Source organism: Lysobacter korlensis, from assembly GCF_042434515.1.
The window spans coordinates 73310-95970 of sequence record NZ_JBHLTG010000015.1; the positions used below are offsets into that span (position 1 = coordinate 73310).

The window sequence follows — 22661 nt, forward strand, 5'->3', positions numbered from 1 at the left end:
GGGTGGGTTCCATCGGGGAGAAGTTGCGGGTTCGTCGAACCGTTAACGTGCACCCGGTGTCTGCGGGCTGCACGTTGCGCCCGGTACGGATCGGATTTGCCCGTCGATGATTACGCACCTGAGATCGGCGAGCGTGGATAGCGTCTTGGTTGGATCACCCTCAACGGCTATCAGATCCGCCCGCGCACCAGGTTTTAGCTCTCCGACGTCAGCCCCCTTCACGGTCCGGCCGGCAACAAACGTGGCAGATCGCAGCGCTTGAGCAGGGCTCATTCCAGCTTCCACGAACGAGTCCAGCGCGAGACGCGCCGCCTCGCCACGCGGGACGCCGAAGTCCACATAAACGTCTGACCCAAACGCGATCTCTACGCCGGCAGATCGCGCTGCAGCGATACGGCCGCTGCTTTCAGCAATGAGACCTTCAATCCGAGATGCGGGCGGCCGTTGCGACTCTGGCAGTTGCGCGAGCTGAAGATCGATCAGTCCTCTGCTCCACTCGGTCGCGACGAAGGTTGCGTCCTCGCGCTTCATCCGTGCCAAGGTCGCGGCGCTCGCGCCACGGCCGTGCTCGATCGTCCGAACCCCGGCATCCAAGGCTGCACCAATCGCCCGATCGCTCGTCGCGTGCGCAGTGACCGTCAGCCCCATGCCTGATGCTTCTTCAACGGCCGCCCGCATTTCAGCCACGGTCAGCGAGGTCGGGTTCGGTGATGCATTCGCGTAGAGCTTGATCTGGTCGACACCCTGTACCGCTCCCTCGCGAACCGCTGACCGCGCGTCGTCGGCGCCGGCGACTTCGCGGTACTCGTGCGCGGCGATGTCACCATGACCGGGGCCGATGCCATCCAGTTGACCGCCGTGCGGCGCGAGCCCAGGACCGGAAACGTAAAGACGCGGGCCAGGGAGAACGCCTTCACTGATTGCGCGTCGCAAGGCGACGTCCGCGAAACGCCCGCTATTGCCCAAGTCGCGGACCGAGGTAAACCCCTCCTCGAGGTAGCTGCGTGCGCGGGCAGCACCCCGCAGGGCCCGCAACGCATCACCCTCACGCACCACTTCCCGGATGCCTGTCTCCCCAGCACCTTCATTGCCGGGATGCTCCATCAGCAGATGGGCGTGTGCATCGATCAAACCAGGAAGCACTGCGTACTGCGACAGATCGACAACACGCGCATTCGGGGGCGCATCAATCTTGCGAGCGACCTGCACTACCCGACCGTCTTCAATCAGCAGGTCATGGCTGCCTCGCATCACGCCATCCTTGCTGTCGAACAGGTTTCCGGCGCGAACAATCAGAACGTCCCTGGCTTGGGCGCTCGATGGCGAAAGCGCGAAGCCCAGTCCGCAGGCAAGAGCGAGTGCCGCGCAGCTGATCCGGTTTACCGGTTGCATTTGAATCCTCGTGTATTGCGTCGGATCAGACCGCTCGTCGCGTTGACCCCCCTTTAGCCTAGCCAACTAGGACCGCTGGCGCTAAAGGTAGAAGTCGATCATATCCCCGGCTGGGCCGTGAGCAGGCGCCCCGGCCGGATCTGGCACGACGGTGTGAAACGGCGTCCGCAGTGGCTAAACCGCGGTGCACAGATCCAGCGCACGCATTCAGAGTTTCCTTACGCTCCCGACTGGATGCCGCTGACAGTCACCGGCTTAGTTAGTCGCCACTCTGGCCTCGCCCCGGACGCCAGCCCCTACCGACAGGGACAAGGACGTCATCGACGAGTCGGCCGATGAGGTATGGCGTCCGGGGCACCCCTCTCCTGTCGGATAGGCGCGCCCCGGATGGCTGTCCGCGGAAGCCTGGCAGCCCCGGCGGCGTCAGCCGCTTCCGCCAGTTTTAAGACGCCGCCTGCTCCAGCGTACTAGCGCACGGGTTCACCGCATGACGCGCTCGAGTCGCGTGCCTATCGCGCGCCGCTCGGCGTCCGCTCCTGGCCTATTCCGTTGAAAAACTTGGTTCGCGCGGAGGCCCGCTGAAAAGTGAGCCACGAGAGTTCAGTTCTAACAGATATTTGGACGAAATTAGCTCAGGAAGTGCCTCTATCGCAGGTCTTCTGGGAGCCACCAGAGTTTTTCAACGGAATAGGTCGGAAGCGGACACCTGCTGATCAACATCAGCGAGCTGGCCTAGGGTCGAACAAACGCGGCGTGGCTTTCACCCGAGGCAGCTCCCAGGTTTGGTGCTGTTGACACGGGACCCACGCGCGGTAGTATGCAGTTAACGACTTAGTTAACTATTGCCATGGATCGTGTTTTCGAAGCACTCGCATCTACTGCCCGCCGACAGATCCTCGCCTACCTCAGCGCAGGCGAGCTCACCGCCGGGGAGATCGGGGAACGGTTCGACTTCAGCAAGCCGGCCCTGTCGAGTCACCTGCGGATCCTGGAGGACGCCGGACTGATCGAACGCGAGAAGCGCGGGCAGTACGTCTACTTCCGCCAGGTCCCGGAGCGACTGACGAACACCCTGTTCGCCTGGGCTGCCGAGGTCTGCCCCGTGGCCGGGCCACTGAAGCGCGAGAGCCGCGCCAAAGCCCGCACCAAGCGGGTGGACTGATCCCCATGGCCATCGCGACCCGTTCGGTTCAGTCCTTTCCTTCCATTAGCCTGGCGTCCGCCCACGGCGGAGCGCCGGTGGAGGTGTCACTGATCTCCCAGCTCGGCATCGGTGCGGGCGACCGGCTCGTACAGGACGCCGGCAGCCGCCAGGCCGCCCATGTGCACTTCGTCGATGCACTCGACGAGCCGTCAACGCGGATAGGCGGCATGCACCTGGAGCATGGGGATGCCTCTTCGCTCTACACCTTTGCCGTGGGACCGGGTGGTCACCCGTTTCACCGGCACGGGACCCCAAGAACCTTCACCGCGATCTCGGGCAGCGCCGGCGCGCAACTGCGATTCTCGACGGCGTCGGATGACGATGTCGAACGCGACGCCGCTACCTTCGTCGCTGCACTGCGACTGGTCGAGATTCCACCCGACTGCCTCTTCACTGTCCGCTTCGGTGGCGGGACCTGGCACCAGTTCGTGCCCCTGCGCCCCACCCACCCTGCACTGTTCGCGCTTTCATGCCACACCAATGAACTCGGCGGCGCATTGAGCACGCTGGAGCGCGAGCAAGTAGAGGCGAATGCGGCGAGCATTCCGGTACTCACGACCGTGCTGCCTCCGGCCGTGCAGCAACTGCTCGACACGACCGACCTTGCGAGCGTGCCGAGCGTAGCTCTCTCGCTGCATGCAGCTCCCTTGTCTGCCGCGCAGCGAGCGTGTGCGGTCACGCGGGAGCTTGTCGGTGGAATGAGGGCGTGGATGGGCAGCCTGCGATCCGTCGGTGGTTTCATTGGGCGGCTCGAATCAAGCCGGGTCGTGCGCGCATTGCATCAGCAACCGCCTGGCTCAATGCTCGAGCGCGCTGTGGCGCAGGACATTGCTCACGACGACTGCGTCGAAGTGCGGCTGCCGCCTGATGCGGTCGGCACTCTGTCAGCCACCGAGCTGTTGTCGCGCGTGCTCGAGGGCGTCCTGGACAACCCGCCAGCGGGCGTCGGCCGACTAATGGCACTGCGTAACCTCGCGGTCGCACCGCTGAAGCTGCGGACCTCGCCTTTGGGCTGCCCCGTCTCGTCCTTGCTGTCGACCGATCGCCGCTCGCTGTTCGCCGGACGCTTCCCGGTCCTGGATCAGGCAATCGAGCCGTCAGGCAAGGGAGCGCAGGTCCTGCTCGGTGCCCATGACCGCCATCTGATCTTCCGGTCCTGCGTTGCCGTCTTCATCGACCCGGATGGATCGGCCCGCGTGAGTCTTGGAACCCGGGTGCAAACACGCAACGCTTTTGGGCGGTTCTACATGGCCGCCATCGACGCCGTGCATCGGCGGTACGTCGGCCCGACCATGCTGCGCATGGCAGTCGATCACGCCATGGCACCTGAACTCAGCCCCGGTACGCAGTTGCGAGGGCGCGTTGCTGCTGCGTCTTTGCGTTGATCGTTGTAGTGCGCCGCCAGGCGCCGTGTGAATTCACCTGTGGATGCGTTCCATCCGTCTGTTCGAACGCTTTCATACGTCAGGCCCATGCATACTTTCCAAAGGCCCGGCGCATCGCGGGGCTTTACATGATCGGGATGCAGACGCGATGGGCAGACCCCGCAGCAAGTTCGCTCTTCCCCTCGCCGTCCTCCTAGGACTTTTCGGCGTGTACCGCCTCTACGGGTTTACCGAGACCGGCGAATTGGCCGACCTGCTCTCGGGCTTCGGTTTTATCGGGTTCGCACTGAGCTACTTCCATGGGGCGGGCTACAAGGCAGATCCAAGCCAGCGCTATCCATGGCATTACGCCACGATCGTGGGCACCGCGCTGATCCTGGGCGCGCTGATGATGCGGCTAGTCGCCGCCCCTGCGTAGGCCGATTAGCTGCGCGCGATCGTGCCGGTTCGTCGCGGTTGCAGTCGCGGCTGACCAGCCTGACGGCACCGACCGGCCGAGGTCCGCTTCCGACGGCGGGCCCCGCAGCTGCGAGTGCAGGCAGCGGGACATCGAAGCGGGATCCAGCAGGAGGAGCTGCATCTCTGCCGGTACCGGCCGATAACCCATGCCATGGACATCGCCGCCCTCCTCCCTGCCCTGCTTCTCGCAGTCGGCCTCGCCTCCCCAAGCACTTCCGACGCTGCGCGCAAGCTCACAAGGAAAGCAGCGCCGCCTGTCGCCGAGACCGCACTAGCGCCCGCGTTCGAGGCAGCCATCGTCTCAGAGCCGATGGCTGCCGACGAAGGTATCAAAGACGCAGCCACGTCGCCGGCGATTGCCGAGCCCGAGCTGCAAGCCGGCGCGCGACAGATCGTCGACGCACTCAAGAGCGTCGAGCAGCTACGTCTCCACAACCGGAACGGTCTGGCGGCGATCACCTTGCTGCCTGAAGGCTCCAGCTGCACCGCGGGCCAATATCCTGCCAGGACATTCGACGCGCGCTATGAAGTCGTCGAGGGCTGCGCGCAGTTCGTCGAGCGCGGGCATGCGCTGCGGGTCGTCTGGACCCGTCACGGCACGAAGGTCTACAGCCTCGATCAGTGGCAAGCGCCGGTTGGCACGGACCCCGACTTCGCTCCGCTCGGGTCCTAAGCGCCTGTGAAGGCGCCGACTGGTCTAGGCGAACTGACCGCGCTCGATGCCTTCCTGCCATGTCTCGGGGTTGGGGTCCCAAGGGCCTTCGCCGAGTACAGCTTCGATTAGGTTCCGTAACGGGAACCCGAGCTCCCCCTCGGCGGCGGCGCCGGCGTTTGCGCCTTCAGCGCGCAGAACGAACCGGCGAAAGGCGTTGAAGTCTCCCGCGGCAAGCTTCGTGATCTTAGCGGCCAGGTCATACGACAACATGCAGCCGTCGTCAGGCCGAACAAATGATTTTCCCGACCAGAACTCTTGAATCGTGTCTCGGTTCCAGAACGCCGCATGCTTAGCTGTCATCTCATGTGGGAAGTATTGCTGGGCGTGAGGATGGGCCAAGGCTGGGAAAAAGTGATGCTCGGTGTTCACCGCAATACCTTCGTTGAGCCAAGCCGGCAACGGAAGATGGCGCACCAAACAGTGTGCCAGCTCGTGCGCAATTACCGGCTCGATCTCTTCATAACGAAGGCCTTCCTGCGTAAGGAAGTGCCCGTAACCGGCATCGATGAACATTCCACTCGACATGGCGAACTCCCCTGACGGGTAATAGTTCGACACGTAGTCGTAGTAGTCGTCTTGGTCACCGAATGTGATCAGCACGTGCTTGCCATGCCCCTGTCGCGAGGCGATGCCGGGCAGGAACTGCAGAATTCGTCGACGTGATCTCTCGCAGAATGCCAAGGTGACTTCGCACTCGCGTCGCGACCCGCCCGAGAGCAATAGAAAATGCTCCGACTCGTACACGGGGAGGTGTGGCTCCCACTGCCTCCCCATCTGTTCCAGCCACCGGTATGCGCCTCCCGTCCAGTAGTCGTCGAGCGTGCGTTCGGTCCAGTCGGACTGCTGCGCCTGAGCCATCGCCTGCCAATCCGGAATAGGCCAGGAGACGTCAGCTATCCAGCGCATCTCAACGGGTGGGCGTTGCACACGTACGGGAGTGGGCTCCGGCTTGTCGCCGGCCCACATGGTCTTCAGACGGGACAGCATCGTCACCCCCCAGTGACTGGCTCCGGTAGAGCTTACTCAACCGCGAAGCCGTGCGGAATCGTTTTCAGCGGAGGCACCCGTCGTTCAGGCGTACCCTGCGGACGCCTAGTCTCGCTGTTTTTGAGCTTGTTGCCCGCGTCTGTGCTCCTTGCTCCGATAGCGCCCTTGTCTCTACGGGGCTTGCTTTCCGTGCGAACCGGTTTTAACGACCGATGGCGACGTCGTTCGGCGAGATCGATCAGAACGCGCAAAGGATCCCGGTCCGGCGTGCCATTGCGGCGATCCTGTCGCTCGTCGGTTCATCCGGGCGCGGAAGGAGCCGATCGCGACGATCGGATTGCCCAGACAGATAGCGTCGCTACTGACCGCATCGCGCTGGGGGGCTACGAACTGCGGGTGGCTCTGGATCCGGCTGTTAGGGCACGGACGAACGGCCTAGCGGCGGACAGCTTTGCAGCGGAAGGGACCTAGGTTCCTTCCGCCCCGGCCTGTCGGATCGCCGACCACTCCAGCCCGAAGCGGACCAAGTACTTCCTGAGCAGGTCCACATCGTTCGTGCTTGCCTTCTGCGTTCGCGATGTGGAGAAGAGCTCACGCCCGGCGGCGGAAAGCGACTTGGCCCGCTGGCAGGTGCGCACCACGGCTTCGAGCTGGACCCGGTTGAACGGATCCTGCCCATCGGGGTTCTCAAGCAGCCCGTCCAGTGGTGACGGCGCTGACCCGGTGCGCCACTGCCGGCGCAGCCGGCCGATCTCCTCGTCGACGACGTCGAGCTGGATCCGCCCTGATGCTGGTCGCCTACGCGCCCGAGCGATTGGCCTGCTGCTCCCTGCGTTCGCAGATACGCGCGGCCCGCCGCGACGGTGCGCCTCCCGTCACCGCTGGGTGATCGGTCCTCGTACTTTGCCCAGAACATGAACTGGGCGCCCATGCCTTTCGTCAGGGGCGCACGGACCGGCGCTCCCTCTAGGATCGTGACCGGCGTCGCATTGCGGTCACAGGCGACCTGACTACCCCACGGATTGTCTCTAGGAGCACGGATGATGTTGAAACGCACGCTTATCAGCAGCTGCCTCGCGGCCGCACTCACGATCGGCCTCGGCAGCGCGGCGGCTGATGCCGCTGCCGCCACCCCAGCGGCTTCCGCAGCCTCGTCGACGCGGTATCCGGAGCTGGTGGCGCGGGCCGATGCCTTGCGCGCACAACTGCCGCAGAAGTCTCAGGCGGCAGCAGCGCTCGATCGCATCGTCGGCGCGACGCAGTGGTCGGAGCTTGCGGATAACGCACTCAACCCCGGCGATTACGCGTGCAGCGGCACGGCACTCGGCCAGTACCTGGATGCGGAGATCGACAAGATCGATTTCGGCAGCCTCTACATCCTGTCGGTTCTCGGCGGACTCGACCTTCCGAGCTATGACGCGCTCGTCTATGGCAACAGCGCGGCAACGAATACCTATGGCGCAAACGGCGAGTTCACCCTGAAGCTGACGCATGACTTCCGTGACCAGAAGAAGTTCTGGGACGTCAACAGCAGCAGCTTCGATATGCTCCCGATGCACGGCGCAGACGTGTTCAGCAGCATCGAGCGCACCGAGCGTGCCGCCGAGATCCTGTACGGACCTGGCCCGACTGCGCGTGCTGTTGCCGAGCTCCTGTACACCGTCGTGCACTCCGACCCTGCGCTGCAGAAGGGTGCGCACCCGCTGTTTACGTTCAACGCTTTCGCGTTCCCGGGCTACGCGCCGCTGGGCATCCCGGAGCGGATCGTGATGGGCGACGGCATCATGCAGGGCATGCAGGCAGTTGGCCTGGGCGAAAATGGCCCGCGCGCGATCCTTGCGCACGAGTTCGGCCACCAGGTGCAGTTCAAGAAGAACCTCTTCGACTCGCCGCTCACAGGTGCCGAGGCGACGCGCCGGACGGAGCTGATGGCCGATGCGTTCGCGACGTACTACCTCACCCACAGCCGTGGCCTGTCGCTCAACGCCAAGCGGCTGCTGCCTTCGCAGAAGTCCTTCTACGAGGTCGGCGACTGCGGCTTCGCATCGGACGGCCACCACGGCACGCCGACCCAGCGCCTGCGCAGCGCAAGCTGGGGCGCAAGCGTTGCCGACTCGGCACAGAAGCAGGGCCACATCCAGCCCTCGCTGTCGCTGGCTGCTAGGTTCGACGCAGCACTGCCCGAGTTGACCCGGCCGGACGCGCCGTAACCCGGCTGACCAGCAGTGACTCGCGGCCGCCGCTCACCCCGGCGGCCGCTTTGTTTCTCGCGATCACTTAGGGTGAGCAGATACTGCCCGCACGACATCGCAAGGGAGGGGCGCGCCGTTTGTACGCACCCGACGTCGGACCTAGCGTGGGTAGCGGTGACTTCGGGCCATAGTCGGTTGCTTGCCGTTGACGCCCGGTCCGACTGGCGCACCTACGCGGTAACGAGGTACGGCGACGCCGGTGCCTACAGCAGCAGTGCGTGGCGGCCGCGGTCACCGGGCTCCGCCCCTTCGAAGACGACCGCTCTCTCGGCCTCGTTCCACGAGAACGGCTCATCGCTATAGGGATCGCGCAGTCCGGCGCGCTTGATCGCCTCATCTGCGGCGCTGGCGCTCACACCGGCCGCCCTCAGTTCCGCAGTGAGCACCGCAGCACGTCGCAGACCTTCGATATCGCTAGTACGAGCGATGTACCGCGAGTAGTCGGCGCCCGCCGCGATGGAGTCCAGAACGCTCCCAGCCGGGTTGTAGAAACGGAACGCGCTGGCCTCGCGATCGACGCCCGCGTGCGCAACCGACATCGCTTCCCGGAGGTCCGGGTATGGCGCCCGTGCGGCTTCGGTCAGACGCGCCATGCGTTCGGCGCTGAGGTTCAGCGTTGCCTGGGGCTTCAGCAACGGGCGGCCGAGCCGGTCACCCAGCCAGGCGATACCGGTGGGTTTTGGACCCAGCCCCTCCTGCGAAAGCGCTGCCGAAATCGCCGCCGCGCCGAAGTGCCACTCGCCAGCGAGCGCGCGCTCCATCGAGCGCTCGTTTGCGGTCAGCGGCGTCAGCCATGACACCGGGACGGCGTCAGCTGCCACGTCAGCTGGCAACTCACGAAGCGCAAGGTTCCCGAGCACGAAGTGCCGTTTCACCGCGGCCGTGGCGATCATCTTGGAGATCAGCAGGTCCGACGAAGCCAGCACCTGGCGCCAGAACACGAGGTCGCGCTCGAGAAGGTCACGCACGACCTCGGCCTCGCCGGCGATCGCGTGCTCGCGCACCGCAAGCAGGTGCAGCTTCTGCATCTCGATCGGGTGGTGGTAGCTCGGCAGCGGCGCGCTGATGTGGCGGGGGGTCGTTTCGCGCCAATCCGAAAGGGCGATCATCGTCCGGTACCGGTCCAGCAGCCACTGCTCGCCGGCAAGCCATTGGCCGAGCACCCCCGGCTTGGCGTTCAAGGCGTTCAGGCATTCCACCCCTTCCGAGCACGCCTTTGCGAGGGCGGCCACTTCCAGGGAGCGCGACGCGCGATAGTCGGCATCCTTCGTTGGGAACTCAGTGGAGCCGTACCCGCCCGGCGGCGCGACGTATGTGTCGAGCCAGCGCTTGCGCTCGCGACCGAAGGCGACCGGGTCAGCGTCTTCGGGCGCGGCCAGACCCAGTGCGTGCACGAACCCATTGGCCTCGTCTGCAACGGCCGGTCGCCCGCGCTCGAGGGCGACCATGCGCTCGGCGGCCGCGGAAGGCGCCTCGTCTTTCCAATTGATGACCAGCAGTGCTGCGTACAGCAGGGCCGCCAGCGCCAGCAGCCCGCCCACGACCCATGCGCCCGCGCGGGCGGCCTTTCTGATTTCCATATCGATCCCCAGGACGCCAGTCAGGTGCGTCCGCATAGGTGAGCCTAGCAGCGCGGGCCGTCGACTCGCGACCGCCGTCGCAGCAAGCATGCTGAACCGGTGGCGGACCCGACCGGGGTGCAGAAACTGAGACGCGAGCGCCCTATAGTCCGCACACAGGAAACGCCTTGGGGAAGGCAATGTTGAAATGGATTGAGAAGTTCATCGGTGGTGCGTCGGTCGAAATCCCGGAGGGCTTGCCGGAGACCTGGACCAAGGAACTGAGCACGCTGCTCGCGGAGGTCGACGAGACCCGCAAGGGAGCGCGGTCGGGCCTCAGGCGCGACATGCTCAGCTACGTCCTGCACGGAGAGCCGTGGTCGGTGCTTGGCGAAGTCGCCCAAGTCTCCAACCTGGCCACCCGCCTTCGACTGATCTCCGGAGGCTCGGGGGACCGGCACGGTGCGCCGGCGCTTTACGACGCATTCGATGAAGTGCCCACCGAGACGATGCTGCGCTGGGCCAAGCTGCTCGTGGCAAGCGCAGGCGCGTCCGCCAACGGCAATCTGGCCTCGTGGGGCTTTGTGTTCGAGGGCGGCATCCGCTGGCCGGAAGCGCTTTTGATGCACGCGACCGGCCGCCACCTCAATGCCTGGTACGGCAGTCCAGAGGCATCGGACAAGCTGTCGGCTTTCGGGGTGGAACAGATGCTGATTGCGGACGGGCTCGCTCCATCAGCATTGCTCGTCTCCGCATTCGCAACGCCGATTAGCAATTACGGGCCGACACAGCGCCTGTCGATGGTGACCCAGTTGCGCGGCTATGCCGATGCCCTCGAACGTCACCATGAGGTACTGCGCCCGCTGCTTCTTCAACCGGTGGCCGCCCAGCGCGTCCATGTGTTGGGGCTGCTCGCGGAGGTCGAGGGGCGCGTGCTGGAGCGATACGTCGACGAGCTCGTGGAGCTTGCGGTATCGAGCAGCAAACTCGTCCGGGCAGCCGCCGAGCCCCTTGTGATGCGGTGCGGCATGGGCTCGGTTGAACCCCTCAAGCGCGCTGCGCTCAGTGGCAAGCCGGACCAGCGTCTGAACGCGCTCCGGCTCCTGCACGCGATTGGCCGCCAGCTGGACGACGCCGCGATACGTGACTTGGCCGAGCAGACGGCGGCCGCCGACAAGGCCCCTCTGGTCCAGGCCCTCCCCAATGAGTGGCGCGGCATCGCCGAGATCGCGGACAGCGCTCCGTCCTTTGACTACACGGTTCCGCGCATCGACTGGACCGGCGGCATCAGCCCATCGCTGCAGCAGGCGATCGAGCGTGCGTGGCCGCAGATCAACCAGGCGATCGAGAAGAGCAACAAGCAGTGGCGCGAGTACCACGAGCGCAATCTGGCCGAAGGACGCAACTACCCGCTCCACCAGGCCGCGCCCTTCGAAGATGCTCATTTGCGGATGCTGCTCCAGTACCTCGAGACCGACGGTCAGGCGGCGGCTCGCAAGCCCAGGTACGAGCACCGGACGAACTGGCAGTTTGCGGCGCCGGCCATCGGCACGCTTGCAGCTCATGAGGCCATGACGCCCGTCGCGCTGCTGAAGATTCTTTCCTTCTTCGACCTGCTGTCCGTCCAGAACGGAACTCTCACGAGTGTCGTTCCCTCCAGCTTCAACGCGCTTCACCGCAAGACCGGGCGCCCCACGCTGCTCGAGCTGTCCGAAATGCTCACCGAGATGGGCCTCGACGGTCGTACGCAGGTCATGCGCAGTTACTGCGCGGGCTGGGGCGATGTGCTGGCGCAGGACTGGTCGGACGAAGCCGTGTGGCCGTTCTTCGCCCACTGCATGGATCGCCTGATCCAGCTGATGAACCCGACGCAGACGCGAGACTACTCGTTCGATCGCCAGGGCATCTACCGGGCGATCGCCACGCTGCCCACCCCGCCCGCCGAAGTCGTCAACGCCCTTTTCGACCTCGCACTTGGAAGCGGCAAGACCGATCGCCTTCCCGCTCAGAAAGCGCTCGACAACCTGCCCGGCAAGGAGGTGCGCATCATCAGCGCCCTCGCAGACGGCAAGGCTGACGTCCGCACGGTGGCCGCGCAATGGCTCGGACGCCTGCGGTGCGAGCAGGCCATTCCGGCGCTCGAGAAGGCGGTCTCCAAGGAAAAGCAGGACGTCCCGAAGGGCGCAATGCTCGACACCCTCGAGCTGCTCGGCCAGCCGGTCGAGAAGTATCTCGATCGCACGGCGCTTGAAGCCGACGCAGCCAAGACCCTTGCGAAGGGACTGCCCAAGGACCTGGAGTGGTTCCCGTGGGCCGCCCTGCCGACCGTGCGCTGGAACGACACCGGAGCGCCAGTGCCGGCGGACGTGCTGCGCTGGATGCTCGTGCAGGCCGTCAAGCACAAGTCGCCCGAGCCCAACGCGGTGCTGCGCAAGTACTGCGCGATGTTCGCCCCGCGCGACCGCGAAGCATTCGGGCAATTCGTGCTCGAGGCTTGGCTGGTCGAGGACGTGCGCCCGATTTCGCCGGACGAGGCGATGTCGCTGGCGAAGTCGACGGCCACGTCGACCCACAGCTCCATGGCCAGTTATCCGAAGTACTACAAGGACGATCCGAACTTCGGCAAGTCGGTCGAGGAGCTGACCGCGAAGTTCCTGCCGGGCTTCATGCGCCAGCCTGCCGGTTCGGCCATCGGCAGCAAGGGCCTGCTCGCCATCGCGGCCGCCTGCGCCGCCGAGCGTGCGGCCGCGCCGGTCGCGCGCTATCTGAAGGAGTACTACGGCACTCGCGCGGCGCAGGGTAAGGCGCTGATCGCGATGCTCGCCTGGATCGAGCACCCGAGTGCGACGCAGCTGATGCTCTCGGTCGGCAGCCGCTTCCGCACCAAGAGCTTCCAGGAAGAGGCCACGCGGCAGGCCGAGGCGCTCGCCGAGCGTAAGGGCTGGACGCTGGCCGAGCTCGCCGACCGCACGATGCCGACCGCTGGATTCGACGAGACCGCAACGCTGGAACTCAGCTACGGCCCGCGCGTGTTCACCGCGAAGCTGCAGCCGGACCTGAAGGTCGAGCTGTACAACCCGGACGGCAAGAAGATTGCCTCGCTCCCCGAGCCGCGCCAGGACGATGACGCCGAGCTCGCGAAGGATTCGAAGAAGGCGTTCTCGGCTGCGAAGAAGGAGATCAAGAGCGTCGTCGATCTCCAGACGAGCCGCCTCTACGAGGCGCTGTGCACCGAGCGCGACTGGCCGTATGAGGACTGGGAGCGCTATCTCAATCGCCATCCGGTCGTGCGCCTGCTGACCCAGCGTCTGGTCTGGAGCCTCGTGGAAGACGACCGGATCACCGCAACCTTCCGGCCGCTCGACGACGGCACGCTGACCGACAACGACGACAATGCAGTGACGCCCGCCGCCGCCGCGCGCGTGCGCATCGCCCACGACTCGAACCTGCCTGCCGCCGACGTCGAGCTCTGGCAGCAGCACCTGCTCGATTACGAGGTCACGCCGCTGTTCCAGCAGTTCGGCAAGGGCACGTATACGCTGCCGGCCGATAAGAAGAGCGCCACCAGCGTCGACGACTTCGAAGGCCACCTGATCGAGGCCTTCGCCCTTCGCGGCCGCGCCCTGAAGCTCGGCTACACCCGTGGCGCCGCCGAGGACGGGGGCTGGTTCATGACCTACGAGAAGCGCTTCCCGACGCTCGGCCTGCTCGCCGTCATCGAGTTCACCGGCAATCCGCTTCCCGAGCAGAACCGCACCGTCGCGCTGCTCAAGCTGTCGTTCGTCAGCACCCAGGACGAGCAGTCGCGTTGGAACCTGTCGGGACTGCCCCTCTCGCAGGTGCCCGCGGTGCTGCTGTCGGAGTGCTACAACGACATGCGCCTGATCGCGAAGGACGGTGCGGGCTTCGATCCGGACTGGCAGAAGAAGAGCGAGTACTGACGCGATGGACATCTCTTCTGCATCAGTGCTGCGCGCACCGGCCGAACATGTGTACGCAGGCGACCTCGAGCGCCTGCGCAGCAGCGACCAGGGACCGAAGCCGCCGGGCTGGCGGCTCTCGCCACGCGCGGTGCGGGCCTTCATCCTGGGCGACGACAAGCTGGGCGTCGGTCGCAAGTTCTACGGCGACGATGCGCTGATTGACCGGTGCATCGTGACGTTGATGAGCAGCCGCGCGTTGCTGCTCGTTGGCGAGCCGGGCACGGCGAAGTCGATGCTCTCCGAGCTGCTCGCGGCTGCGATCTCCGGCGCCTCGATCGGCACGATCCAGGGCACCGCCGGCACGACGGAAGACCAGATCAAGTACTCCTGGAACTACGCCCTGCTGCTCGCCGAAGGCCCCTCGCCCCGGGCGCTCGTGCGCGGACCGATGTACGACGCGATGCAGCGCGGCGTGCTGTGCCGGTTCGAGGAGATCACGCGCGTCCAGCCGGAGATCCAGGACAGCCTGATCAGCCTGCTGTCGGACAAGGTGCTGCACGTACCCGAACTCGACGGCGACGACGCCACCGTCTTCGCAGCGCCCGGCTTCAACGTGCTGGCTACCGCAAACATCCGCGACCGCGGCGTGCACGAGATGTCGAGCGCGCTCAAGCGCCGCTTCAACTTCGAGACCGTGCGCCCGATCAGCGATCGCCGGCTCGAGACGCAGCTCGTGAAGAGCCAGACTGATGCGCTGCTCCGGCACTCGCAGGTCGAGGTCGACTTCAGCGACGACGTTCTGGAGCTGCTGGTGACCGCGTTCCAGGATCTGCGGCATGGCGTCACGACCGAGGGCCTGGTGGTCGAAAAGCCCACGGCGGTAATGTCGTCGGCCGAGGCCGTAGCAGTCGGCTACGCGGCGAGCCTGGACGCGCACTACTTCGGCGACGGCACGGTCGGCGGCCAGCACATCGCGCGCCAGCTGATCGGCACGGTGCTCAAGGACAACGCGGACGACGGCAAGAAGCTGCGCCACTACTTCGACGTGGTGGTGAAGCAGCGTGCGCAGCGCCAGCCCGAGTGGAAGCGCGTGCTGGAAGCGCGCAGAGAACTCGAGCGCTGATCCGCGAGTCTGGCTGATGCAGATGGATGTGGCCCAGCTCCGCGCGCTCGGCGCCCGGCTCATTACGCCTGAGCTGGTGGTCTTTCCCGTGCGCCACCACAGCCCGGGGTGCGCCTGGCAGCTGCGACGCCTGATCGCGCAGACGCCGCCGAGCGCGGTGCTCGTCGAAGGCCCGCGCTCGTTCACCCCGATGGTGCCGCTGCTCGCGAGCCCCGAGGCGCGGATGCCGCTGGCGGTCTACGCCTATGCGGTGCACAAGGCCGAGGGCGAGCGCGCGGAGCAGCGCCGCTCCGCCTACTACCCGTTCTGCGATTACTCGCCTGAGCTCGTCGCGCTGCGTGAGGCGCACCAACGCGGTATCCAGGCGCGCTTCATCGACCTCGACTTCTCCGAGCAGAGCCTGCTGGAGTCCGCTGGCGACGACGGCGAGGGTGAGTCGCTGCTTGAGGAGCGCCACTACCGGCGCAGCGAGCACCTGCAGCGCCTTGCGCAGCAGCTGGGCTGTCGCGACCACGAGGAGCTGTGGGAGCACCTGTTCGAGGTGCCTGCTGCCAGTCTTTCGCTCGAGGAGCACGTCGCGCGCGTGGCAGCGTACTGCCAGCTTGCGCGCGTCGATTCTTCCGAGCAGGAGCTGCAGGCCGACGGCACTTTGCAGCGCGAAGCCGAGATGGCATGGCACGTTCGGGAGGCGCTCGCACAGCGACCGGAGGGCGCCGGCCCTGTGGTCGCTGTGGTCGGCGGTTTCCATGCGGTCATCCTGCCCGATTTGCTCGCCAGCCCACCGCCGCGTCCGCGCATCTCGCGCTCGGCGATCTCCGACGAGAACGCCGCGCTGATCCGCTACAGCTTCGAGCGGCTTGACCGGCTCAACGGCTATTCGGCGGGCATGACCTCGCCGGCGTGGCACCAGCGGCTGTGGGACCAGATGCTGCGCCTCGACAAGCTCGGCACCGCCGGGACGCCGCAGGCGCGCGCCGCGGCCGCGCTGGACGCGCTCACCGACGTGGCACTCGAACTACGCGGTAAGCCGGCCGTGCCGCTGCCGACGCCTGCGCTCGCGGCCGCCTACGAGCAGACCCTGCGGCTCGCGCAGCTGCGTCAGCGCCCCGCGCCCGTGCGCGACGACGTCATGGACGCCGTACGCAGCTGCTTCATCAAGGGGGACGCGGATGCAGACGGCGCGCTGGTCCTGGCCGCCACCCACCGCGTCCTCTGTGGCACCGCCATGGGCACCGTCCCGCCGGGCGCGCACACGCCACCGCTGGTGAACGATGTCGCGTGGCGCCTGCGCCGTCAGCGGCTGAAGGTCGACGACTCACAGCCGCGCCGCGCCGCGCTGGATCTGTACCGTCGCCCTGCCCACCGCATGACCAGCAGGCTCCTGCACGGGCTGCTGATGCTCAACGTGCCCTTCGGCTTCCGCACGGCCGGCCCGGACTTCGTCAACGGCATTGGCCTGGACAAGCTGCAGGAGCACTGGGAATACAGCTACTCGGCTGCGACTGAAGCCGCGCTGGTGGAGGCGTCCGTGTATGGCCCCACGCTGCCCCTCGCCGTGGCCAATCGCTTTGTCGAACGCCTCGATCGGATGCAGGCCGACGGTGAGGCCAAGAGCGCGAGCGCGGCGGCGAAGATGCTCACCCAAGGCTGCGTGCTGGGCCTGCACGACCACTTGCCCCGCGTCATCGCGCTGCTCGCCGACGCAGTGGCCGGCGACGCGACCTTCGAGTCCGTGGCGGCCGCCGTGGCCAACCTCGCCGTGCTCTTAGAATCGCGTGAGCCGCTGGAGGCGCGCGGTCTCGACGAACTGCCGGCGCTGCTGACGGCCGGGTACCGGCGTGCGGTCTACCTGGGACACGAACTTCCGGACAAACCGGCGGATCCCGCGGCCACGGTGCAGTCGCTTTCGCAGCTGCGCGAGCTGCTGGTCAGCGAGGCAGGTCGCGATCTCGACGCCGCGCTCTACTGGCTGATGCTCGAGCACCTGCAGGCGCGACATGCGGCCCCATTGATTCGAGGCGCGGCCGCAGGGCTGCGGTATTCCGCCGGTCGCCTCCCGGAGGCCGACTTGCTGACCGCGCTCGACGGTCACTTCCGCGGCGCGCCCGAGCCGCACCAAGCGGTCGCGTTCCTGCGCGGCCTGCTGCAGACGGCGCGCGAGATCGCATGGCAGGAGCCGCGCCTGCTCGAAGTCGTCGACGAGCTGCTGCAGCACTGGGACCAGGATGCGTTCATCGCGGCGCTGCCGGAGCTGCGGCTCGCGTTCGCCGGCATGACGCCGAAGGAAACCGACCGTATCGCGCAGGCGGTTGGCGGCCTCCATGGTGCCGATGACATCGGCCCGCTCGTACACCGCGCGCTCGATGCGAAAACCGTGCAGCGCAACCTCGAACTCTCGCAGGCACTGCGCGCCGTGCTGGTCGAGGACGGGCTCGGCGAATGGGTGGGCGCATGAGCACCGTCGAGCGGTGGCGGCTGGTGCTGGGCAAGTACGCCCAGCGTCTGGAACCGGGCGCAGGCGGCATGCGCAGCGACGCCGCGCGCATGGACGCTGCGCTCGAGTACCTCTACGGCCGCGAATACGAGGGCCGGGGCCTGCGTAATGAGACAGGCCCGGGCTCGCTCGACGCTTCACAGGTGACGCTTGTGAACTGGCTTGGCGAAGTGCGCGCGCTGTTTCCGCGCGACACCGCCGAGGTGATCGAAAAGCATGCGCTCGATCGATACGGGCTGACCGAGCTCGTCACCGACCCGCAGACGCTCGAGCGCCTGGAGCCGAACCAGCAGTTGCTGCGCACGCTGCTGACCCTGCGCGGGCACCTGCAAGGGGACGTGCTGCACGTCGCGCGCCGGATCATCAGGCAGGTCGTCGAGGAGATCCGCCGGCAGATGGAGCCGGACATTCGTCGCGCGATGTCGGGGCGGCTCAACCGAAATCGGCATTCGCCTGTGCAGATCGCACAGAACTTCGATGCGCTCGGCACCATCCGTCGCAACCTCAAGAACTACGACCTCGAGCGACAGAAGCTGGTCGTCGAGCAGATGCGCTTTTTCGAGCGCAACACGCGCCGGCTGCCGTGGGACATCATCCTGTGCGTCGACCAGAGCGGCAGCATGGCCGACTCGGTCATCCACAGCGCGGTGATGGCCGGCATCCTGGCCGGGCTTCCCGCCTTCCGGGTCAAGATCGTCGTCTTCGACACGAGCGTGGTTGACCTGTCCGACCACGTCGACGACCCGGTCGAAGTGCTGATGAAGGTCCAGCTGGGCGGCGGCACCGACATCGCGCAAGCGGTGCGTTACTGCGCGCAGCTCGTCGAGAACCCGCATCGCACCGTGCTCGCGCTGGTCACCGACTTCTGCGAAGGCGCGCCGCCCGGCGAGCTCGTGCGCGCGGTCCGCAAGCTGGCCGAAGCGCGCGTGAAGCTGCTGGGCCTCGCCGCGCTCGACGGCGAGGCCAACCCGCACTACGACCGCGAGATGGCCGGCCGCCTGGCCGCATGCGGCATGGAGATCGCCGCGCTGACGCCGCAGCGCCTCGCCCAGTGGCTGGTCAAGGTGACCTCGTGAGCCTGCTCGCCGTCCTGTCCGAACAGCTGCAGCGCTTCGACGAGGAAGCGTTCGTCGCACTGGCCAACCGCGGCCTGCTCAGGCGCGCTGGCAAGGACCTGGAAGCCCAGCCGCCTGAGATCACGGAAGCGACCGGGGACGCCGTAGTGGTCGCGGCCGGCGGACACACCGTCCGCTTCGACGCGCGCGGCCCGGCCCAAGCCAGCTGCTCGTGCCCGAGCGCCGGCGTGTGCCAGCACATCCTGGCGGCATGCCTGTGGCTTCAACGCAGCGCACCGACGTCGGCACAGGCCCCGACACCGGTGACGTCCGCCCCTGATCCAAAGCAGGCGGCGGAAGACGCGCCTGCCGCAGCTGAATCACCTTCAGGGCCGGAGCCGCTCGAAACCCTGCATGCAGCGCTGATGGCGTTTACGCCGGCGGCGTTGAGCAAGCACGCCTCCCTGCCCGGCTATCGATGGGCACGCGACTTTGTGCTCGATCTCGATCCGGAGAGCGGTGTCCAGATCGGGGGCGAGAGCCACGTCGTCATCCGCTTTTCGCATCCGCGCATGACGTTCCGCTACCTCGGCGGCCAGCTCGAAAACCTGCTCTGCGATGCGACGGTCAGCAAGCCGGAGAAGTACCGGGTTGCGGCGGTGCTCGCCTACCAGCGTGCGCATGGCATCGAACCGGCCGTCGTGGAGGCGCGCGGCAAGCCGCAGACGGCCGCGCTCGATTTCGGCAAGGACCACGCGCTGGCCGACGCGCCCGACGCCACGCGCGAGGACTCGCGCGCACGCTTGCGCGCCTCGACGCGGCAGCTGATCGGCGAGTGCATCGAACTTGGGCTGTCGCACCTGTCCCAGAGCATCCATGAGCGCTACTCGACGCTCGCCGTCTGGGCGCAGGGCGCCGAGTATTACCGTCTTGCCCTGCTGCTCCGACGCATTGCCGACCACGTCGAGCTGCTGCTCGATCGCGCCGGCTCAGCCGACGAGCACCGGCTGTTCGACGAACTCACGCTGGCGTACGCGCTGACCGGTGCTCTTGAGTACACGGCCAAGCGCGGCGAGGCACCGGTCCACCTCGTGGGGCGAGCGCGGAGCCGATACGAGACGGCCGGTGCAATGGAGCTGATCGGACTGGGCGCGATGCCCTGGCGCGCAGCATCGGGGTATATCGGTCTGACCATGCTGTTCTGGTCGGTGGCCGATCAGGCGTTCGTGTCCTGCACGGATGCGCGCCCGGAGCTGCAGCGCGGATTCAATCCGGTCACGCGCTACAGGAGCCCGGGACCTTGGACCGGCCTTTCGTCTCCACAGGACGCGACCGGCCGCCTGGTCACGCTGCGCGATGCACAGATCAGCGGAGTCGGACGCCTGTCGCTTGCCGAGCGCACCAGCGCGACGGTGCAGCCGGTCAGCTACGAACGCATCCGTGAGGCGCTGCCGATCTGCTCGAACTGGCAGACGCTGCAGACGCGCGCGGACGAGGCCCGCCGCAGCCTCCTATCCGAGCCGCAACCGATGCAGGACTGGGTCGTGCTCGCACCTGCGCGCTTCGGTGCGCCGAAGTTCGACGCCGCGCGGCAGACGCTGGTCTGGCCGCTGCATGATTCGGACAACCAGCTGCTCAACGCTGAGGTGATGTTCTCCGACTACGCGCACGCCGCGATCGACCGCATCGAGTCGCTCGGCGACGTTGGCGCCCCCACTGGCACGGTCGTGATCGCGCGCATCCAGCGGCGGCCAACTGGACTGGTCGTCGAGCCGTTGAGCCTGCTCCGGCCTGCCTCGACGTCTTCGAACACCGCGGTCGATGCGCTCTACTTTGATCCGGCGCCAGCTGAAAGCTTTGCTGGACGTGCACTCGGTGCCTTGAAGCGCGCAGTGAAGCGGTCCGCCCCTGACATGGCAACGATGTCCCCCGGTGCTGGCTTGCCAGCATCGTTGCGCGAGCTGCGCACGTGGCTGGTGCGCCAGGCCGAGCGGGGCATCCCTCGCGAAAACCGCGGGCTTTTCGAGCAGGAGCACCGCGCACACGCGCAGCGCCTGCGCGACAGCGGCTTCGACGCCTTCAGCCTGAACCTCGGCGAGACCAACCCCGTAGATGTCCTGCTGCGGATGCAGTACGTGCAGATGCAGTTTTCGCGCCTGGCGGGGGTCGACGCTGGGGCGTGAGTGCAGTCCGCCGGATGCTGCGTGCGCTGATGCGGCTGCGTCACGGTTCCAGTTGCGGCTGACCAGCCTCGCGGCACCGACCACCCGGGGTCCGCTTACGACCCGAAGCGGACGTCGTCGGGCCGCTGAGTTCTGACCTATAGCAAGTCCAGCGGGCTGGTCGTCTGGCGAACCGGCTGCTCCACATGGGTATAGATCATGGTGGTCTTCAGATTTCGATGCCCGAGAAGGAGTTGAATTGTTCGGATGTCGGTGCCGCCTGCCAGCAGATGCGTAGCGAATGAGTGGCGCAGGCTGTGGACGCTCGCGTGCTTGTGGATTCCCGCCAGGGCCAGCGTCTGCTTGAACGCCTTTTGCAGCCCCGTTTCCGCTGTGTGCCAGCGCAGCCAACGGCCGGTTCCATCGCACTGGCGTACCACCCTCGACGGGAACAGGAACTGCCAGCCCAGCGACTGGCTGGCAGTTGGGTATTTTCGATCGAGGTTGCCGGGAAGCGGGGCATGGCCGCGGCCGCGTGCAAGGTCCGCCTTGTGAAGCTGCGCCACCCGCAGGAGTTGGCGCTTCAAGGGTTCTCGCAACACCCGGGGCAATACGGCGGTCCGGTCCTTGCCGCCCTTGCCGCACCGGACGTTGATGGCGCCGGCCTCCAGGTCCACGTCCTTCACCCGTAGCGTTATGCACTCGGTGATGCGCAGGCCCGTCCCGTATAGCAGCTCGGCCAACAGGCGCGGATAGCCGTCCAGCAACGAGAGCACGCGACGGACCTCGTCGATGGTCAGGACCACAGGCAGCCGCGAGAGGCGCTGGATGCGGTTGAGGCCGGAAAGATGCTCCACCTCGATCCCGAGCACGTCCCGATACAGGAACAGCAGGGCGTTGAATGCCTGCGACTGGGTCGAGGCGGCGACGCTGCGCCCAATGGCCAGGTGGTTGACGAAGGGGACAATCCCGGCCGTCCCGACGTCTCGTGGATGGCGCCGACCATGGAAGGCGATGTACTGACGGATCCAGAGGCGGTAAGCCTCCTCGGTCCTGCGGCTCAGGTGCCTGCGGCGGCAGGTGATGCAAACGACATCCATGAGGCGCAGTGGGGCGGGGGTGTGCTCACCCCATGACGGTCGCTCCTTTCAGTGCTGGAAAGGCCCAAACGCTACCGTGGAATGTGTGAAGATCTGCGTCCGGGTTTGCGCCGGCTGTTACGCGGACCCAGCTTGCGACTTTTCCAATCCGGAAAAGGGGTTGCCCGGCAAACCGTGAGGGAGCCTTAGGATGTATAGCCGGACCCACCGGTCCGCATAATAGGTAGTTAGGTGCCGCATGCCGCTCACTCGCCCTCGATCCATAAGCGTGCGCCTCGCCGTCGCCGTGGGAGCGCTGTGGTTTGCGGGCGTTGTCTGCTTCGTCCTTTGGAATCGCTACCGCTACGGGTCGGACTTCGATTCAATCCCCGACCTGCTTTTGCTTGGCCTAGCGCTCCCCGCAGCAGCGGTGGCGCTCGTCGCCAGCTTCTGGGTCTTGGGCGCCCGCGGATCAAAATACCTGCTGTCGGCCCTGGCCTTGGTGTTGGCTTGCTCGGGTGGGCTGTACGCCTATAACGGCTATCAGGCTCGCCAGGAAGCGGAACGCGAAAAGCAAGAACGTGCCGAGTACCGTGCCAGCTTGGAGCGCCAATTCGGGGCAGAGTGTGAGGCCGAACGTCGGAGGCCGGTGGCTGGTGTCGTAGACCCTTACACAATGTGCTTGGTGGCCCGCGAAATGGCCCAAGAGCAAGGGCGCCGCAGGTGAAGGGGGCGGCACCTAACAATTCGTCCAAGCCGACGCCGCTTCGCGGCGCGGCTTAACTCAGGTGTTAGAGCCCAATGGATGGGATTAGGCGACTCGTCGGAACAGTTCTTGTAGCTCTGTTCCCTATCCCAGCCATGGCCTCGGG

At 66.4% G+C, this 22661-nt stretch carries 16 protein-coding genes; 11 read left to right on the forward strand and 5 right to left on the reverse strand.

The features are described 5' to 3' along the window. Positions 1 to 42 precede the first annotated feature (42 nt). Complete coding sequence (locus ACFFGH_RS32595; protein WP_386676752.1) at positions 43 to 1392, reverse strand: amidohydrolase family protein; 1350 nt, start codon at positions 1390 to 1392, stop codon at positions 43 to 45. Between the two features lie 841 nt (positions 1393 to 2233). Between ACFFGH_RS32595 and ACFFGH_RS32600 the strand changes: the two genes are divergently transcribed. From ACFFGH_RS32600 to ACFFGH_RS32615, 4 genes are all read left to right on the forward strand, one after another. After that, positions 2234 to 2554: a metalloregulator ArsR/SmtB family transcription factor gene (locus tag ACFFGH_RS32600; RefSeq protein WP_386676782.1), complete on the forward strand. Its 321-nt coding sequence runs from the start codon at positions 2234 to 2236 to the stop codon at positions 2552 to 2554. A gap of 5 nt (positions 2555 to 2559) precedes the next feature. Continuing rightward, complete coding sequence (locus tag ACFFGH_RS32605) at positions 2560 to 3981, forward strand: DUF2867 domain-containing protein (RefSeq protein WP_386676754.1); 1422 nt, start codon at positions 2560 to 2562, stop codon at positions 3979 to 3981. 208 nt (positions 3982 to 4189) lie between these two features. Beyond that, a complete protein-coding gene (locus ACFFGH_RS32610; protein WP_386676756.1) occupies positions 4190 to 4399 on the forward strand; it encodes a hypothetical protein in 210 nt (69 codons plus the stop codon). Positions 4400 to 4591: 192 nt separating this feature from the next. Continuing rightward, on the forward strand, positions 4592 to 5113 hold the full coding sequence (locus ACFFGH_RS32615; protein ID WP_386676758.1) for a hypothetical protein: 522 nt from the start codon (positions 4592 to 4594) through the stop codon (positions 5111 to 5113). Positions 5114 to 5137: 24 nt separating this feature from the next. Here the strand turns inward: ACFFGH_RS32615 and ACFFGH_RS32620 are convergent, their stop codons facing one another. Then, a complete protein-coding gene (locus tag ACFFGH_RS32620; protein WP_386676760.1) occupies positions 5138 to 6148 on the reverse strand; it encodes a hypothetical protein in 1011 nt (336 codons plus the stop codon). Between the two features lie 461 nt (positions 6149 to 6609). Next, on the reverse strand, positions 6610 to 6957 hold the full coding sequence (locus ACFFGH_RS34555) for a hypothetical protein (protein ID WP_512700308.1): 348 nt from the start codon (positions 6955 to 6957) through the stop codon (positions 6610 to 6612). Between the two features lie 225 nt (positions 6958 to 7182). Between ACFFGH_RS34555 and ACFFGH_RS32625 the strand changes: the two genes are divergently transcribed. Beyond that, on the forward strand, positions 7183 to 8352 hold the full coding sequence (locus tag ACFFGH_RS32625) for a hypothetical protein (RefSeq protein ID WP_386676761.1): 1170 nt from the start codon (positions 7183 to 7185) through the stop codon (positions 8350 to 8352). 245 nt (positions 8353 to 8597) lie between these two features. On the opposite strand, the gene ACFFGH_RS32630 is transcribed toward ACFFGH_RS32625, so the two are convergent. Further along, positions 8598 to 9974 carry a hypothetical protein gene (locus ACFFGH_RS32630; protein ID WP_386676763.1) on the reverse strand — a complete coding sequence of 459 codons (1377 nt, stop codon included), beginning with the start codon at positions 9972 to 9974 and terminating at the stop codon, positions 8598 to 8600. A gap of 179 nt (positions 9975 to 10153) precedes the next feature. On the opposite strand from ACFFGH_RS32630, the gene ACFFGH_RS32635 reads away from it, so the two are divergent. The 5 genes from ACFFGH_RS32635 to ACFFGH_RS32655 are packed head-to-tail and all read left to right on the forward strand — an operon-like array spanning position 10154 to position 20731. Next, the gene (locus ACFFGH_RS32635) at positions 10154 to 13894 is read left to right on the forward strand and encodes a DUF4132 domain-containing protein (RefSeq protein ID WP_386676765.1); all 3741 of its coding nucleotides are present in this window, start codon (positions 10154 to 10156) and stop codon (positions 13892 to 13894) included. 4 nt (positions 13895 to 13898) lie between these two features. Next, entirely contained in the window at positions 13899 to 14999 is a 1101-nt protein-coding gene (locus ACFFGH_RS32640; protein WP_386676767.1) for an ATP-binding protein, read from the forward strand. A gap of 16 nt (positions 15000 to 15015) precedes the next feature. After that, positions 15016 to 17454, forward strand: coding sequence for a DUF5682 family protein (locus ACFFGH_RS32645; RefSeq protein WP_386676769.1), 2439 nt, complete (start codon positions 15016 to 15018; stop codon positions 17452 to 17454). Next, positions 17451 to 18569 (forward strand): VWA domain-containing protein, encoded by a 1119-nt coding sequence (locus tag ACFFGH_RS32650; protein WP_386676770.1) that lies wholly within the window; start codon positions 17451 to 17453, stop codon positions 18567 to 18569. Before ACFFGH_RS32645 ends, ACFFGH_RS32650 begins: the two co-directional genes overlap by 4 nt. After that, positions 18566 to 20731, forward strand: a complete 2166-nt coding sequence (locus ACFFGH_RS32655) for an SWIM zinc finger family protein (protein WP_386676772.1) — start codon at positions 18566 to 18568, stop codon at positions 20729 to 20731. The genes ACFFGH_RS32650 and ACFFGH_RS32655 overlap by 4 nt, the downstream gene beginning before the upstream one ends. 137 nt (positions 20732 to 20868) lie before the next feature. Here the strand turns inward: ACFFGH_RS32655 and ACFFGH_RS32660 are convergent, their stop codons facing one another. Next, positions 20869 to 21810, reverse strand: coding sequence for an integron integrase (locus ACFFGH_RS32660; RefSeq protein WP_386676774.1), 942 nt, complete (start codon positions 21808 to 21810; stop codon positions 20869 to 20871). A gap of 268 nt (positions 21811 to 22078) precedes the next feature. Here ACFFGH_RS32660 and ACFFGH_RS32665 point away from each other — a divergent pair, with 268 nt between their 5' ends. Further along, the gene (locus ACFFGH_RS32665) at positions 22079 to 22516 is read left to right on the forward strand and encodes a hypothetical protein (protein WP_386676776.1); all 438 of its coding nucleotides are present in this window, start codon (positions 22079 to 22081) and stop codon (positions 22514 to 22516) included. Positions 22517 to 22661: the final 145 nt, after the last annotated feature.

Excerpts from the sequence above, each read along its gene's own strand:
- ACFFGH_RS32595 (WP_386676752.1), bottom strand. The coding sequence starts at position 1,392 with ATGCAACCGGTAAACCGGATCAGCTGCGCGGCACTCGCTCTTGCCTGC.
- ACFFGH_RS32605 (WP_386676754.1), top strand. The coding sequence starts at position 2,560 with ATGGCCATCGCGACCCGTTCGGTTCAGTCCTTTCCTTCCATTAGCCTG.
- ACFFGH_RS32615 (WP_386676758.1), top strand. The coding sequence starts at position 4,592 with ATGGACATCGCCGCCCTCCTCCCTGCCCTGCTTCTCGCAGTCGGCCTC.
- ACFFGH_RS32625 (WP_386676761.1), top strand. The coding sequence starts at position 7,183 with ATGATGTTGAAACGCACGCTTATCAGCAGCTGCCTCGCGGCCGCACTC.
- ACFFGH_RS32630 (WP_386676763.1), bottom strand. The coding sequence starts at position 9,974 with ATGGAAATCAGAAAGGCCGCCCGCGCGGGCGCATGGGTCGTGGGCGGG.
- ACFFGH_RS32635 (WP_386676765.1), top strand. The coding sequence starts at position 10,154 with ATGTTGAAATGGATTGAGAAGTTCATCGGTGGTGCGTCGGTCGAAATC.
- ACFFGH_RS32640 (WP_386676767.1), top strand. The coding sequence starts at position 13,899 with ATGGACATCTCTTCTGCATCAGTGCTGCGCGCACCGGCCGAACATGTG.
- ACFFGH_RS32645 (WP_386676769.1), top strand. The coding sequence starts at position 15,016 with ATGCAGATGGATGTGGCCCAGCTCCGCGCGCTCGGCGCCCGGCTCATT.
- ACFFGH_RS32650 (WP_386676770.1), top strand. The coding sequence starts at position 17,451 with ATGAGCACCGTCGAGCGGTGGCGGCTGGTGCTGGGCAAGTACGCCCAG.
- ACFFGH_RS32660 (WP_386676774.1), bottom strand. The coding sequence starts at position 21,810 with ATGGATGTCGTTTGCATCACCTGCCGCCGCAGGCACCTGAGCCGCAGG.